Source organism: Eubacterium ramulus ATCC 29099 (genome assembly GCF_000469345.1).
Classification (GTDB): domain Bacteria; phylum Bacillota; class Clostridia; order Lachnospirales; family Lachnospiraceae; genus Eubacterium_I; species Eubacterium_I ramulus.
Window position 1 is genome coordinate 53,478 of record NZ_KI271175.1, and the last position, 15,551, is coordinate 69,028.

A 15,551-nucleotide genomic window follows, 5' to 3' on the forward strand; every position below is an offset into this window, starting at 1 on the left:
AATCCCGGATACTCTGCTTTCAGCTGTGGAAGTTTTTCACCTTCAGCGGCTTTGTCCAGTGTGATATCCAGTGTGGATGCTTCTGTCAGAGTGATCTTATCTGTTTTTCCCACATATCCTTCACAGGATGCAGTCCATGTATACTCTGTATTCGGAGCGAGATAGTATTTACCATTATCCTGATAAATACGCTCACCCTTGTCAGTATACAGACACACCTGTGCGTTTGCCGGCTCTACATTCACATCAAGAGTAGCGGATGCTGCTTTTGTGATCGTCAGTGTATATTCGTCTGCGCTTGCTGCGCCATTGTTTGGTTTGATCGTAACGACGTTCTCACCGTCTGCCACATCCAGCTTATATGTACCGTCTGCGGATGCTGTTCCGTTGAACAGAATCTCGGATTCCTCCGGATTCTGTAACTCTACCGGATCGATTGCTTTGATCGTTACATTTGATACATTGTCCAGTACCTGTGCTGTATAAGCAGTCTTTTTGGAAGAAAAAGACGGACTGATGGAAACTGCATTTCCGTTATGATCTGTCATGGACAGACCGGATAGTTTTGCAGATCGCACTACATGGATAACATACGTTTCAGTCACATCTCCCTTGGTTACTGTGAGACTCAGATCATTTCCTTTTCCGCTCACTCCCAGGAAGGCCTGGTCAAATCGCACATATACGTTACGTGCCGTATCTTCTTTTGTAAACTCTTTTCCATCCAGATCGATATACTTGAATGTATATTTCATGGACGGATCTTTGGAAGCTTCTGAATTCAGCACCGGCTTCATGGACAGATACGTTGCACTTGTATCTGCCGGAATAGTTACCTCGCCGTTTTCAAAAGCTTTTTCGCCGGAAATACCGGACACCAGGACACCACTCAGAAAATTATGTGTCTCTGATACAGCCGTCGTATCTGCTTCTGTGGAAGCAACATCGGAAGTATACAGATCAGCATTCTGTCCTCCCTGTGCTTTTGTATTTTCATCTGAATCAATCTGTTGTGTTTCAGCATCTTCTGCCGAAACGGTCTGCTGTGTCGCAATCGCCGCATCACTTACTGTGGTGGCTGCAGCGGGTACTACACAAGTGTTTACCGCAACAGCACAGCTCAGTAAGAGCGCAAGCCATCGTTTTCTCATATCTACGTTCCTCCTCCTTATTGCAGCGTGCTTCTGTCCATGATTGGATTATGCACGCAATTTGCCTGTTGCCTTTTAAACCGGTCTCCCTTCCGTATCATATTTAAAAAGCCAGGTATACCCCATCCGTTCACAGCTTTTCAGAAAAAATGTTATGCTAATTCACGATCTCTGCGATACATTTTTTTGTATAGAAAATCCGGATTTTCACCCCATTTTTCCTGATTTTTTGAAAAAAAATAAACATCCGTTTATGCCATCGGATATGTGTAGTATCTATATGCAATTGACTGTATTCTGACTCAGAGTTCATACCTACTTGCTGTCCCTTCCCAGTTTTCCAGTGGATCTGACAGTGTCCGTTCTCATTACAGCGGGGATAAGCCGTGCCGGAATCTAACCGGACTTCCAGAAAAATATCTATTTCACAACTGCATATTCCTGTATTCTTTTCTGTTTTTTATCATATCCTATGCACCATATTCTGTCAATGGATTTGCCACTATTTTTCAGCAAAAAAACGATTTATCTGAACTTTTAAAAGTTATCTTTGGTATTTTTTCACAATTTAAAACGCAATCTATCCAAACTTCCCATGGCAGATTTCCTCTGCCGGTCCTGTCAGATAAAGGTGCCCATGACGTCTGTCATATTGTACCAGAAGCTCTCCCCCGGTCATTCTTACCAGCACGGATGCACCGCATTTTTTCTGCCGCATGGCAGCTGCCACCGCTGCGCAGGCTCCGGTTCCACAAGCAAAGGTTTCACCGCAGCCCCGTTCCCAGACCCGCATCCACAGATGCCCTGCATCCTGTACCCAGACAACTTCCACATTCACCCCTTCCGGAAATATCTCCTCATTTCCAATAACGGTTCCTTCCTGTTTTAACGGGAACTGCAGCATTGCTTCCCTGCTTTCCACAAACAGTACACAGTGCGGATTTCCCATGGATACACACACCGGCCGAAACAACAAAAAACGGGCAGATATGTGCTCCGGCACAAATTCCGGGGTTCCCATATCCACCCGGACCGAGCATATCCTGTCCGTATCTTCCTTTTTTATCAGCTGCAGACGGTACAATCCTGCATCCGTCTCGATCAGCAGATTCACTTTTTCTGTTTTTCCATGATCATACACATATTTTCCCAGACAGCGGATGCCATTGCCGCACATTTTTGCCGGGCTTCCATCCGCATTGTACAGTTTCATCCGAAAATCTGCCTGCGGATGTTCCGCATTGCACACACGGATAACACCATCGGCTCCGATACCGCGGTGCCTGTCACAGAAATGCCTTACCAGCTCCGGTGACAGCTCACTTTCCTCACAGCAATGCTTCTCTGTTTCAAAGCCCTCTCTGCCGTTTTTCTGTCTGTGATCCGTATCATCAAGAATGATAAAATCATTTCCCAGACCATGCATTTTCACAAATTTCATGTGTACACTCCACATATCCTGTCTGGATATTATATGTATGACACTGCACATTTGTGCAATTTCTCTTTTTTACAACTTCAGACAAGTTACGAATCCAGCATACCGAGGATCATCTGTGCCGTCTCGGTAAAACTGGTTCCATTGTCCATACTCGTCTTCTGCAGATAACGATGGGCCTCTTCCTCCGTCATCTGATTTCGCTCCATCAAAATGGCCTTTGCACGATCCACCAGCTCCTGCTCTTCTTTTGTACGCTTCCGCGGAGCATTCCGCCGCTTCCGGCGTTTCCGTTCCAGATTGTAAGATACCATTTCCACCGTGGACAGCAATTCATGGATTTTCAACGGCACAGACAGACCGACGATACCCGGCGTACCGTTCTCGTTCCACTGATCCTTTGTGGAAATAACGATCATCTCAAACCCCGGCGGCAGACATTCCGCCAGTTCCTGATAAATCATATCTGACAATTTATAAGTGCAAAGCACAAGTCCGTCCTGCAGACCGTTTGCTTCCTGAATGACCTGTGCACCGTTGGTACAGACACAGACCACCTGATAGCCGTTTCTGACGAGTACATTTTTTATATTTTTCCCGTTTTCCGCTTTCGGGAATGCAACAATTATCCTTGTCAAAACTCAACCATCCACCTTTTTAAAATTTGTCGAGATATGTGTCCACTTCCCATTCCGTTACAGCTCTGCAGTAACGATTCCATTCGTCCTTTTTGGAGCCGATATATACGTTGCTGATATGCTCACCCAGGACTTCACGGATAAAAGCATCCTTTTCCATAGCGCATACCGCATCGTACAGGTTCGTTGGCAGGGATTTGATATGCAGCTGCTCTTTCTCTTCCTCTGTCATATGGAAAATATTTTTCTGTATATTTTCCGGCGGTGTGATTTTGTTCTTAATGCCATCCAGTCCGGCTGCCAGGCACAATGCAATGGTCAGATACGGATTGGCTGCGCTGTCCGGACTTCTCAGTTCGATTCGTGTGCCGCTGCCAAAGGATGATGGAATACGGATCAGCGGACTTCTGTTTGTCACGGACCATGTAATATGAAGCGGTGCCTCAAATCCGGACACCAGTCGTTTGTAAGAATTTACCAGCGGATTTGTAATAGCAGTCATGCTGTACACATGTTTCATCAGACCGCCGATAAAATAATACGCATCCTGGCTCAGGCCAAATTTGTCCGTTTCATCTGCAAAAATATTTCTGCCGTCTTTGCGCAATGACATATTGATATGCATACCGGAACCACTGACACCACTCTTTGGCTTCGGCATAAATGTGGCATGCATGCCGTGGCGTTTTGCAATCGTCTTCACTGCCAGCTTAAAGGTCATAATATTGTCTGCCGCATGCAGCGCCGGTTCATAACGAAAATCAATCTCATGCTGCCCCGGTGATGCTTCATGATGGGAAGCCTCGATCTCAAATCCCATATCCTCCAGTGTCAGCACCATGTCACGTCTTGCATTTTCGCCATGATCATTTGGTCCCATCTCAAAATAGCCGGCCTTTTCGGTAGTCTCCGTAGTCGGGCATCCGTTATCATCCGTATTAAACAGGAAAAATTCACACTCCGGTCCCACATTAAAGACATAGCCCATATCCTCTGCCTCTTTTACGACACGGCGCAGGATATAACGCGGATCACCCTCAAACGGAGTACCGTCCGGGCGGTAAATATCACAAATGATACGTGCTACTTTGCCCTGCTGCGGTCTCCACGGAAAAATCGTAAAAGAATCCAGATCCGGATGCAGATACATATCGGATTCCTCGATCCCTACAAATCCTTCAATTGAAGAACCGTCAAACATACAACGGTTATCCAGCGCTTTTTCCAGCTGACTGCTGGTGATGGCAACATTTTTCATATTGCCGAAAATATCCGTGAACTGAAGACGGATAAATTCCACATCTTCCTCTTCCACCATCTGCATAATATCACTTTTTGTATACATGGCATTTCCTCCCATTCATTTTTGCATTAAAACGGACACTCACAATCCGCTTTCGCTACTTGCTCATGAACGCAGTCGCTTTGCGAACTTTCTGCAAGCTGTATTTCTACTGTTATAGTATGATTTATTTGTTAATCAGGTTTATTATACTGATTTCTTCTCAGATTTCAAATTTTTTTCCAAACGCCAGCACATCTTCAAACTTCATACTGCCGCCGAACAGATCCAGTGCACTTCCGATGGTATAATTCAAATGATGCTTTCCATACTCTGACAGTTCCTTTAAGTTCTCAAAACTTCCGATACCGCCGGCATAAGTCACCGGTATCTTGTTCCAGTTCCCCAGCAATTCTACCAGACCACACTCAATGCCGGAAGCCTTTCCTTCCACATCCACTGCATGGATCAGGAATTCATCTGCATAGCCTTGCAGCCGGTCCAGCAGTTCCTCTGTCACACACTCGTCGGTAAATTTCTGCCAGCGGTCTGTCACGATATAATAAGCACCGTCTTTTTTTCGACAGCTCAGATCCAGCACAAGATGCTCTTTTCCAACTGCCTGCACCAGTTTTTCCAGTCGGCCATAATCCACTTTTCCGTCACGGAACACGTAAGATGTCACGATCACATGGCTCGCACCTGCCATCAGAAACTCATGGGCATTCTCTGCTGTAATACCGCCGCCCACCTGCAATCCGCCGGGATACACCTGCAGTGCCGCCAGAGCCTGCAGCTTTGTCGCTTCATAATAAGAAGAATCCCGTGCATTCAACAGAATAATATGTCCGCCACTGATGCCATGCGTCTTATACAGTTGTGCATAAAACGGTGCATCCTGCTCCGACACAAAATTCTCTGCTGCCTGATCATTCTGATCCTTTAATGTTCCGCCTACAATCTGTTTTACCTTTCCATTATGAATGTCAATACAAGGACGAAATTCCATACAACGCTCCTTTTTCTTTCACAGTTTTTACTTATACTTCTCATACTTTTTCTTCGCAATCCAAGTTGATAACCACCTTTTTACATCAGGTTATTAATCTTATTACCTGAACTTATGTCTGCTTTGTGGCTTTTTTCTAATATTTTGCAAAGTATACAGATAAAATATCACAAACTGTAAAAAAAAGAAACCTTTCGGTAAAAATCATTGACATAATAATTTTTAATTACTATAATATCTTCAAATTAATCTATTTATTTTAAAGAAATCAGAAAAACAGCAGTGTTTTTCTTTTTTTGCTCACAAAAGCATAAGAGGGAGGATAAGAAATGGCAAAAATTATTGGCGAAGGTATTACATTTGATGACGTACTGCTCGTTCCGGCGTACTCCGAAGTTACTCCGAACATGGTTGATCTTACAACCAAATTAACCAACAAAATCACATTAAACATTCCGATGATGAGCGCCAGCATGGATACAGTTACCGAACATCGCATGGCTATCGCAATGGCAAGACAGGGCGGTATCGGTATCATTCACAAAAACATGTCTATCGAAGCACAGGCTGACGAAGTAGACAAAGTAAAACGTTCCGAAAATGGGGTTATCACAGATCCATTCTCCCTTTCCGCAGATCACACACTTCAGGATGCAGATGACCTTATGGCAAAATTCCGCATCTCCGGTGTACCAATCGTAAAAGAAGATGGTACTCTGATCGGTATCATCACAAACCGTGATCTCAAATTCGAGACCGATTTCACTAAGAAAATCAGCGAGAGCATGACCAGTGAAGGGCTGATCACCGCTCCGGAAGGTATTACTCTGGACGAAGCAAAAGCAATTCTTGCAAAAGCCAGAAAAGAAAAACTTCCAATTGTTGACAAAGACTTCAAATTAAAAGGTCTGATCACAATCAAAGATATTGAGAAACAGATCAAATATCCGCTTTCTGCAAAAGATGAACAGGGACGTCTGCTCTGCGGTGCCGGTGTAGGTATCACAGCAAACATGATGGAACGTATCGATGCTCTGGTAAATGCACACGTAGATGTCATCGTCGTAGACTCCGCACACGGACATTCCGCAAATATCATCAAAGCAGTACGCCAGATCAAAGAGAAATATCCGGATCTGCAGATTATCGCAGGTAATGTTGCAACCGGTGCAGCTACCAAAGCACTGATCGAAGCAGGTGCTGACGCAGTCAAAGTAGGTATCGGACCTGGTTCTATCTGTACTACACGTGTCGTTGCAGGTATCGGTGTTCCGCAGATCACAGCTGTTATGGACTGCTATGAAGTAGCAAAAGAATACAATATTCCGATCATCGCAGATGGTGGTATCAAATACTCCGGAGATATGACAAAAGCTCTGGCTGCAGGTGCCAGCGTATGTATGATGGGTTCCATGTTTGCAGGATGTGACGAAGCTCCGGGTGCTTTTGAATTATATCAGGGACGTAAATACAAAGTGTACCGTGGTATGGGATCTCTTGCAGCTATGGAAAACGGAAGTAAAGACCGTTACTTCCAGCAGAATGCAAAGAAACTTGTTCCGGAAGGTGTGGAAGGCCGTGTTGCTTATAAAGGCAGCGTAGAGGATATTATCTTCCAGCTCATCGGCGGTATCCGTGCAGGTATGGGTTACTGCGGTGCTCCTACCATCAAAGATTTGATCGAAACCAGCAACTTTGTGAAGATTTCCGCTGCATCACTGAAAGAGAGCCACCCACATGATATCCATATCACAAAAGAGGCTCCAAACTACAGTATCGACGAGTAAAAAATTGATAGCTAGTTAAATAGTTAATTAAAAAGGAGAAGAACTCAGATGAGTGCCTGGGGCTAAGACGCCCTGCATCACTAATCTGAGTTCTTCTCCTTATCTACGTTCCATAATTTTATTTTGTACTACTCCATTCCTGCCGTATTTCCGGTCGTGTCATCCACATGATCTCTCTTGACATCAGTATCTCCGGTTACACCGTTCTTGATGGCTTCTCCGGTGTCTTCCACTGCGTCTTTCGCATTCTCTGCCGCATCTCTCATATTTTCACCGGTTGTTTCATAATCGATCCCGTTTGTATCAGATCTGTCATTTACGGTTCCGTTACTATCCGTTGTGGCATTATCATCCACGATGTTATTGCCGTTGGCTCCGTTTTTATCGGTGCCGTTCTCTGTAACAGAATGATTGTTTGTCCCATTGTTCATATCCTTATTATTTTTTCCACATGCAGCAAAGGTGGTCAGACTCAGTGCCAGCACAAGAATAAATGCGATCTGTTTCAATTTGTTCATATCGGTAATTCTCCTTTTCACATCAGTTTTATATTCTTACTATGCGACATTTTTTTCTTTTTATTCATAATCTGTTTTTTTCCCTTGTTCGAATTTTGCAGAAGTGCTTTTGCCTCTTCTATTCCGTGTAAAGCGGACATTTGCAATCCGCTTTCACTACTTGCTCATGAACGCAGTCGCTTTGATTTACATGTTTTATTACTTTCGCATTTTTGAATGGAAGATCAATGATGCCAGATAGCCAAAGATCAATGCCGCCGACACACCTGCCGCACAGGCGGTGAATCCGCCGGTAAACAGGCCGAGAAATCCGCTCTCGTCAATGGCCGTCTTCATTCCTTTCCACAGCGTATTTCCAAATCCAAGCAGCGGCACAGTCGCTCCCGCACCAGCAAATTTGGTAAACGGTTCATAGATTCCGACCGCCCCGAGCACAGCACCGGAACACACCAGCAATACCATCACCCGCCCCGGAAGCAGTTTCGTCTTATCCAGTAGTATCTGCACCAACGCACAGATGGCTCCGCCCACCCAAAATGCATTCACATAATCCATAGCAGCCTTCCTCCTATCACATTCTTATGATTTTGGCTTCAGTTCTCAGCGGCTTCCAGCACAACTGCATGTGCGATGCCCGGAATGTTTTCCCCCTCATTGAAACTGATTTTGGACAACAGTGCCCCTGTCGGCACGAACAGGATCCGCTTCAGTTCGCCCCGGCGCAGCATCGGCAGAAAATGCGCACACATGGTGACTGCCGCACAGCCACAGCCACTGCCGCCGCTCCCTGTGCCCTGGACTTCATTGTCAAAGATTTCCAGTCCGCAATCTGTATGAAAGCTTCCAATGTCGATCTTTTTCTGTGCCAACAGATCCAGTAAGATTTCTCTGCCGACAGCCCCCAGATCCCCGGTAATGATTTTGTCATACCAAGATGGACTTCTGGAAAAATCTTTCAGATGCGCCTGAATACAGTCCGCTGCCGCCGGAGCCATAGCGGCTCCCATATTCATGGAATCCCGCACACCGTAATCTACGATTTTCCCAGTAGTGATGCCGGTGATGCGAACACCACAAACCTTTTGTTCTGTATCATCTGCGATTTTCTGTTCCGCTCTTTTTATCATCGGACTTCCTGCATCAGTTCTTTTTCTGTTGTCTGAGTAGTTCTGCTTTTTACCGGATTCTCTGCCAAGTAAAAAGGCTCCGGCTCCCGTAACCGTCCAGGTAGTACATAAGGGCCTTTGATTGGCATACTCCAGGGGAAAGCGAAACTGTTTCTCAGCGCTGGCAAAATGACTGGAAGTGACGGCGCCCACTACATCTGCATAGCCTGCCGCCACTGTCATTGCCGCCAGTGCCAGTGCTTCCCCGGCGGTTGAACATGCTCCGTACAGGCCAAACAACGGTATTTCAAAAGGCTGCAATCCAAAGGATGTCGCCATAGACTGCCCCAGCAGATCTCCGGCGAACAGATACCGCAGCTCATCTGCCCTCAGACCGGCTTTTCCCAGTGCCAGCGTCAATGCTTCTTTCTGCAGGGTACTCTCCGCCTCTTCCCAGATATCACAGCCAAAGTTGTCATCTTCACCGATCAGATCGATCTCATGACCGATGGGTCCTTCACCTTCTTTTGTGCCTGCGATACAGCCACTACTGATGATCCAGGGTGGGTTTTCAAACTGCAGGCTCTGTCGTCCCATCTGTTGTGCCATATTCCCTCATCTCCTTTTTCAGATTTTCCTGTTTTCCGGAAAAGTATTTGCAGTTCATGCTAAAGTATTCATTTTTCGCCAGTTATTGTTGAGTTTTTAAAATACATACGAACTTGCGCAAGTGCAAAGTTTTATATTTATCAGTAACTGCCAGATTTTACAAAGTGTAAAATAATTACAGAATAAGAGCAAAATATTTGCACAAAATATTGACGTATATAAAAATCGTGTTTAAAATGGATAACAAGGAGGAAAATGCTATGCTGACAAAAATGTATCTTACAAATTTTCTTTCATTCAAAGAAAGAACAGAAATAGATTTTACCGCATCTAAATATTCAATTCTTGGCAAAACAAATGTATATGAAAATGAATTCCTAAAAGGTGCATTATTTATTGGCCCAAATGCATCAGGAAAATCAAATGCCCTAAAAGGGCTTTCTTTCATTGTGAAAATGATAAAAGGAGAGGGAGCGGCTTTCCAAAATTATCGTTGCCTTTTTTCCAATAATCCTATTATTACAGCAGAGTATGAATTTGTATTTGATAACAAAAAAGTCGAATACATGACAGAATATAACATTCAGACAAATAGTATTTCGGAAAATTTGAAAATAGATGATATTACGGTACTAAAAAGAGCGGGTAGCACAGGGGAATTACGAATCGGTCATAAGGTTACAATAGACGATCAGATTGACAGTGAAACTTTATTTCTGAGAACTGCATCATTCAATACAGGACGTTTTCCACAGGAACCTACATTAAGAAAACTCATGGATTTTTTACAAAATTCTTATATTGTGGATGAATATAATTGGGATGTGAGAACAGGAAAGACAATAACCAAATATGCAGAAGAATATGGTGTTGAAAAGATCAATAAATATCTTGATTCATTCAATTATGATTTCTTTGTGGAATATGGTTCTGAAAGTGAAGGTGCAGGATTGAAAGTTTCCCTTGGTTCTGGGAAAAAGGCAGTTTTTCTAAAAAGGAAAAGTTATCCTGTTCCAAACGTTCTTGCTCTTGAATCACAGGGAAATCAGGTGTTTGCCGATTTACTCCCGAATTTGATCAGGGTAATAGAACATACCGGAATGCTGATTATTGATGAATTTGGAAATAGTCTTCACAATAAATTAGCAGAAAAAATTATTCGATTCTTTATGGAAAATGCAAAAGATTCGCAGATTTTTATTACTTCACATGATACAAATCTGGTTTCAAATTCAGTATTTCGTCCAGATCAGATTGATTTGGTTACTTTCCAGAATATATCTGGAAGTAAGGTGACACGAGTTTCAAAATTCAAGCCCAGAGAAGCACAAAATCTGGAGAAGATGTATCTGGGAGGTATGTTTGAGGGTTTACCGACATATGAAGAAATATAAAATTGATAAGATGAAAAATATTGGTAACGTGATTTTTGTTGTTGAGGGTGGACGACCTGAAACGGGCGGAACAGAATTACGATTATTAAAAAAGATATTTGCAGACATCCTTGGATATGAAGTCCAGGAATTAAGGCGGGGAAGCGAAGAATTTATCGCCCATGGACAACATCCGCAATTTCGTGTATTTGCGTTGAATCTTCCAAAAAATCAGTTGACGCAGTTAACAGAAGATGCGATGGATGAACTGTTTTGCAGATTGCGGGAAGAATTTCATATCAAACCTGAAGACTGTCCGATTTTTTATCTGTATGACAGAGATGTACTTAGCTATAAACGGAATGAATTAAGAGGAAAATATGTCAAAAAATATACAGATCCTTATGGTACTGATAACGGAGATCAGGGACAGCTATTATTGAGTTATCCGGCGATAGAAAGTTATCTTTTATCCTGTATGAAAGACGACACCGTTAAAATGGCATTCAAACTTGGACAGGAAGCAAAAGTCGCACTTACAAATGAACTATGTTCAGAAAATGATGCAGATAAAACGGATATACATTTAAAAACCGTTGATTTCGTCTTTTCAGAGGACACAGAAGAAGCAGAAAAACGTTTGATTCATTCTATAAATGAAATGGATAATGGCTTGGAAACATTTGGTATTTCGTCTTATGATCTGGATAATCTGGCACAAACATTATTGGATGTATATGATTATCAACAACAAAAATACAAGGCAGATGATGTGTTTTCGTTACTTTCTCTTGTTGGTATGGCACTGCTTGAATTAGGTGTTATTACCGAAATAGAGTAAAAACTTTAAAACTCCTATTTTTGCCCAAAAAAAGAACTTCTGATCTTACTTTCATAAAATCAGAAGTTCTCTTTTTTTCAGCTTACTGCCTTTGTAAAGCGGACATTCGCAATCCGCTTTCGCTACTTGCTCATGAACGCAGTCGCTTTGCGACCTGTCAGTGGGAGCTTTTAACTCCCACTGACATAAGCATCCCCCTTACCCACCGCTTAGTGCTCTACGCACTTGAAGAGGGGGATTGCTTATTCTGCGTTCAAACAGTATCTGTACTTATTTCTTATGCTTCTGTAATACGATCCATCAGATCTGCAACGTCCATCAGATCTACGGTTCCGTCACCATTGATGTCGCCAAGGTAAGTATCGACTTTCTCACCGGCTGTCACTTTATCCAGAAGCTGAGCTGCATCCGTCAAATCAATGACTCCGTCACCGTTGATGTCTCCCAGTGTGCCGCGGGCTGTTCCTACCAGTACGGTGCAGCGGGTCGGTACTACGGTTGCATCTTTGTATGTATTCATACCGCTTCCACCGTATCCGGAGCAGGTATAAGTACAGGTTCCGCTTACTTCGATGGTGTATTTACCGTCTTTCGGGAAGGTTACTTTGAACTGTCCGTGCTCATCTGTCTTAGTTCCAAGTGCTTCTGCTACGTTTCCATTTTCATCATAAACAGTAACGGTTGCATTAGCCGGAGCTGCTGTAACCGGGCTGTCCGGACCGCTGTTCATAACGCTGAGACCGTTTACGGTAAAGCTGTGCTCTGCGTTGACATCGGTTTTGTATGTTGTTTCATCAAACCATGTGTACAGATCGGAATATTCCATCGTATTTGCATATACAAAGAGTCCCAGCTGATCGCCATCATTTACTACGGTCTGTGTACCGTATACCCATGCATGGTTCAGCACATAAGATACCATACCTGTGTTGACACCCCAGAAACGGGTTACCCATCCACCGTCGGTATCTGCATAGCCATCTGCACCACCGTAATAGTATTCCTCATGTAATGCGCGGAATACATCACTCATAGTGTACTGTCCATCGCCGTCTCTGTCGTATACAGTGACCGGTGCATTCCACAGTAACGTTCCTTCTGAACCGGATACAAAAATACCCTTATCACTGTAAGATACATATGCCGTAATATGAGCTGCTGTCTCCACTTGTTTGTCTTTTACGGAAATGGCAAGTTTTGCGTCTGCAATATCTGCCACTGCATCTTTTCCGGTATAGGTGATGGTAACGGCTTTATCTTCTTTGGTCAGTCTGCTCTTCGGTGCATAACGGTACGCCGTGGTTTCTTCTGTGCTGCCATCCTGATAAGTAACAGTTACTACCATACCAGTCGGGTTGAACAGATCGCCTTCCTCATACTCTGTCTTGTTCGGCGCTTTTGTTACCGCGATAGAAGCCACCTTGTTTACCGTAACTGCTACAGAAGCTGCTTTGCCACCGTAAGTAACCAGTACATGATCCGTGTCTGCTGCGATGGTGTCCGGTGTCACTTTATAATCTGTGATCTCACGTACACTTCCGTCGTTGTAGGAAGCTGTCACTACCATACCTGTGGTATCGAATTTCTCACCGATGCGATATGTTGTCTTTGCAGGCGGTGTAACGACTTCCAGTTTCTCCAGAACTACGTCTTTGACATCTACGGATACATCCGCCGTCTTTGTTACGCCACCCAGTGTGTAACTGATGGTCACATTCTGTTTTCCGGATGTTGCAAATGCTTCTTTCGCAAAACTGTAATTGCTGATTTCTTTTGTAAAGTTTCCTTCGCTTCCTTTATAGGTTGCGGTTACTTTCATGCCGGTCGCATCAAATTTCTCGCCTACATAGTAGGAAGTTTTCGTCGGCTGTGCGGTTACGTTAATACTCTCCAGTGTTCCTACCGAAATAGAGATATCCGGAAGCTGTCCCATGTACGCTTTGGTGTTCGGTGCCAGGTCTCCCCAGGTCTTGATCATGGCACGGTGTGCACCGTAATCGCCACCGAATCCCGCTACGTTGAAGGTACCTTTGGAAAGTACGAATTTCTCTGCGGAATAATCTTCCGGAACTGTCAGGGCACCTTCTATCTCAACGGTTGAGTTACTGTACTCGGAACCGTCTACGCTTTCTTTTGCAAAGTGTTCAACGGTCTGCTTTGCTTCTGTGGAACCGAAGAAGTAATAACCGAACGGGCCACGCTGACTACCGGCTTTCTTTCCTTCCAGACCACTAATCTCATTGTAGATCGCTGCCGCATCTGTATTATACAGTTTCATACGGGTTACCGGATTGAACAGCGTATCAAATTTAACGGATACTTTCTCGCCCGGTGCCACTACTGCCTCATCCAAATCCTGTCCGTTTACTTTTACGGTTACCTGCTTTGCGGTGATAACCTGGTACTCGGATTTGCCGTCTTTTTCCAGTTTTACAATGTTACGTCCGTTTTTCAGAGGTATGTTGTAACTGCCGTCTTCCTCTGCGGTCAGTGCCTTGAATCCACTGAAGCTCAGTGTGTTATTTGCAAGGCTCGGATTTGCTACAGATACTGTTACCCCTTCGGTCTCCGGTGTAAAGGTATAAGTACCTTTCTCTCCAATAAAATAAATCGGATCCAGTTCCGCATCCAGTGCATCACCTGCCTGTTTGCTGCTCTTGCCTTTATTCAGATCCTTGTTCAGTGTCATGCCTGTAGTAATTCCACTGTCACCGGAACCTACGGAAACAACGAATACGCCTGTATTCTCCGGCCAGATGGCACCGTAGAATCCGTTCGGATCATAACTGTCGTAGGAATATTTTACATCATCGTGATAGTTCAGCGTCATGGATTCATAGGTAACAAGTACGATAGCTGTTCCGTTTCCTACTGCTTTTACGGTTCCATCATTTCCTACGGTAACCACATCGCTGCTTGTCTTGCCATCCAGTCCGACAACCTGATAATGGAAATCTGGCTCGATAAGACGGTAATCTCTTCCCAGTACCCATGTGACATTGCTGCCCCACCAGTTACGTTTTGGATTCAGTTTGAAGGTACTTCCTTCTTCCTCCAGTTTCAGGTATCCCTGCGCGTTGACATTCAGATACAAATCTGCCAGGTTTGCACCACCGTTGGAAGCTGTGTTGCGGTCAAGGGTTGTCTTTGTATTACCGGACGGATTCAGCATATCTGCGCTGACTACGATCCTTTCGTCAGATCCATCCACGGTTGTTCCGTTGTATGTGACATAGGATGCTCCGCTGACACGGTAGAACATTGCATCGGTCATTGCCACATGGAAGATGTAATCTACGGTTCCGTCTTCCTGTGCTGCGGCGCTGTCTGCTTTGTACTCTGCAATCTGTCCGCCTGTCATCTGCTCACAGATTGCGACATCGGCATCCGCCGGTGCATTGATGGTCAGCGCGCCTGCCTTGAATTCTGTGTTCAGAGACAGTACCGAAGGATCTTTTGCAACTGCCACACCCTGCGTTTTTGCCGCCATGACATTGTGCGCTTTCACATACGCATCCGATGGTGTCACTGCCAGATAGTAAGAAATCGTATCACTTGCACTCAGCAGTGCCGGATATACGGCATATCCACCAGCATTTTCATAAGAATCGCCTATGGTCGCTGTGCTTACCTCATTGGTCAGCTGTACGGAAAAATCATTTGCATTCGCTTTCTGTCCGTCAAATTCATTTGTCACGGATACTTCCGCCAGACGCAGGTAGGCACGGATGGTATGTCCGTCCATGGCACTTGTCTGACTGTCCGGGAAGGTGAATGCTCCGCCGCCCAGGCTTCTGCC

Annotated in this window: 12 protein-coding genes and 1 riboswitch; of the genes, 3 read left to right on the top strand and 9 right to left on the bottom strand. The window is 44.4% G+C overall.

Features of this window, described 5'->3' with window-relative positions:
• From HMPREF0373_RS17065 to hisA, 5 genes are all read right to left on the bottom strand, one after another.
• The coding region (locus HMPREF0373_RS17065) for a cadherin-like beta sandwich domain-containing protein (protein ID WP_021740271.1) at positions 1–1,151 on the bottom strand (1,151 nt) is incomplete at its 3' end.
• 270 nt (positions 1,152–1,421) lie between these two features.
• Positions 1,422–1,599, bottom strand: a riboswitch (cobalamin riboswitch).
• A gap of 132 nt (positions 1,600–1,731) precedes the next feature.
• A complete protein-coding gene (gene dapF / locus HMPREF0373_RS13295; RefSeq protein ID WP_044964471.1) occupies positions 1,732–2,592 on the bottom strand; it encodes a diaminopimelate epimerase in 861 nt (286 codons plus the stop codon).
• An 86-nt stretch (positions 2,593–2,678) separates the two neighbouring features.
• Positions 2,679–3,227: an ANTAR domain-containing response regulator gene (locus tag HMPREF0373_RS13300; protein ID WP_021740274.1), complete on the bottom strand. Its 549-nt coding sequence runs from the start codon at positions 3,225–3,227 to the stop codon at positions 2,679–2,681.
• A gap of 19 nt (positions 3,228–3,246) precedes the next feature.
• Positions 3,247–4,572 carry a type I glutamate--ammonia ligase gene (gene glnA / locus HMPREF0373_RS13305; protein WP_242831216.1) on the bottom strand — a complete coding sequence of 442 codons (1,326 nt, stop codon included), beginning with the start codon at positions 4,570–4,572 and terminating at the stop codon, positions 3,247–3,249.
• Between the two features lie 160 nt (positions 4,573–4,732).
• Complete coding sequence (gene hisA / locus HMPREF0373_RS13310; protein WP_021740276.1) at positions 4,733–5,518, bottom strand: phosphoribosylformimino-5-aminoimidazole carboxamide ribotide isomerase; 786 nt, start codon at positions 5,516–5,518, stop codon at positions 4,733–4,735.
• A gap of 329 nt (positions 5,519–5,847) precedes the next feature.
• Here hisA and guaB point away from each other — a divergent pair, with 329 nt between their 5' ends.
• Positions 5,848–7,305, top strand: coding sequence for an IMP dehydrogenase (guaB, locus tag HMPREF0373_RS13315; protein WP_021740277.1), 1,458 nt, complete (start codon positions 5,848–5,850; stop codon positions 7,303–7,305).
• A 128-nt stretch (positions 7,306–7,433) separates the two neighbouring features.
• Here the strand turns inward: guaB and HMPREF0373_RS16130 are convergent, their stop codons facing one another.
• From HMPREF0373_RS16130 to HMPREF0373_RS13330, 3 genes are all read right to left on the bottom strand, one after another.
• Entirely contained in the window at positions 7,434–7,823 is a 390-nt protein-coding gene (locus HMPREF0373_RS16130; protein WP_049946846.1) for a hypothetical protein, read from the bottom strand.
• Between the two features lie 198 nt (positions 7,824–8,021).
• Positions 8,022–8,378, bottom strand: coding sequence for a stage V sporulation protein AE (gene spoVAE, locus HMPREF0373_RS13325; protein ID WP_021740280.1), 357 nt, complete (start codon positions 8,376–8,378; stop codon positions 8,022–8,024).
• A gap of 38 nt (positions 8,379–8,416) precedes the next feature.
• Entirely contained in the window at positions 8,417–9,538 is a 1,122-nt protein-coding gene (locus HMPREF0373_RS13330; protein WP_021740281.1) for a stage V sporulation protein AD, read from the bottom strand.
• 260 nt (positions 9,539–9,798) lie between these two features.
• On the opposite strand from HMPREF0373_RS13330, the gene HMPREF0373_RS13335 reads away from it, so the two are divergent.
• Both HMPREF0373_RS13335 and HMPREF0373_RS13340 read left to right on the top strand, forming a co-directional pair.
• On the top strand, positions 9,799–10,932 hold the full coding sequence (locus HMPREF0373_RS13335) for an AAA family ATPase (protein ID WP_044964474.1): 1,134 nt from the start codon (positions 9,799–9,801) through the stop codon (positions 10,930–10,932).
• Positions 10,919–11,752, top strand: coding sequence for a hypothetical protein (locus HMPREF0373_RS13340; RefSeq protein ID WP_021740283.1), 834 nt, complete (start codon positions 10,919–10,921; stop codon positions 11,750–11,752). Before HMPREF0373_RS13335 ends, HMPREF0373_RS13340 begins: the two co-directional genes overlap by 14 nt.
• Before the next feature lie 277 nt (positions 11,753–12,029).
• Here HMPREF0373_RS13340 and HMPREF0373_RS13345 read toward each other — a convergent pair.
• On the bottom strand, positions 12,030–15,551 hold a 3,522-nt coding region (locus tag HMPREF0373_RS13345; protein WP_021740284.1), incomplete at its 5' end, for a bacterial Ig-like domain-containing protein.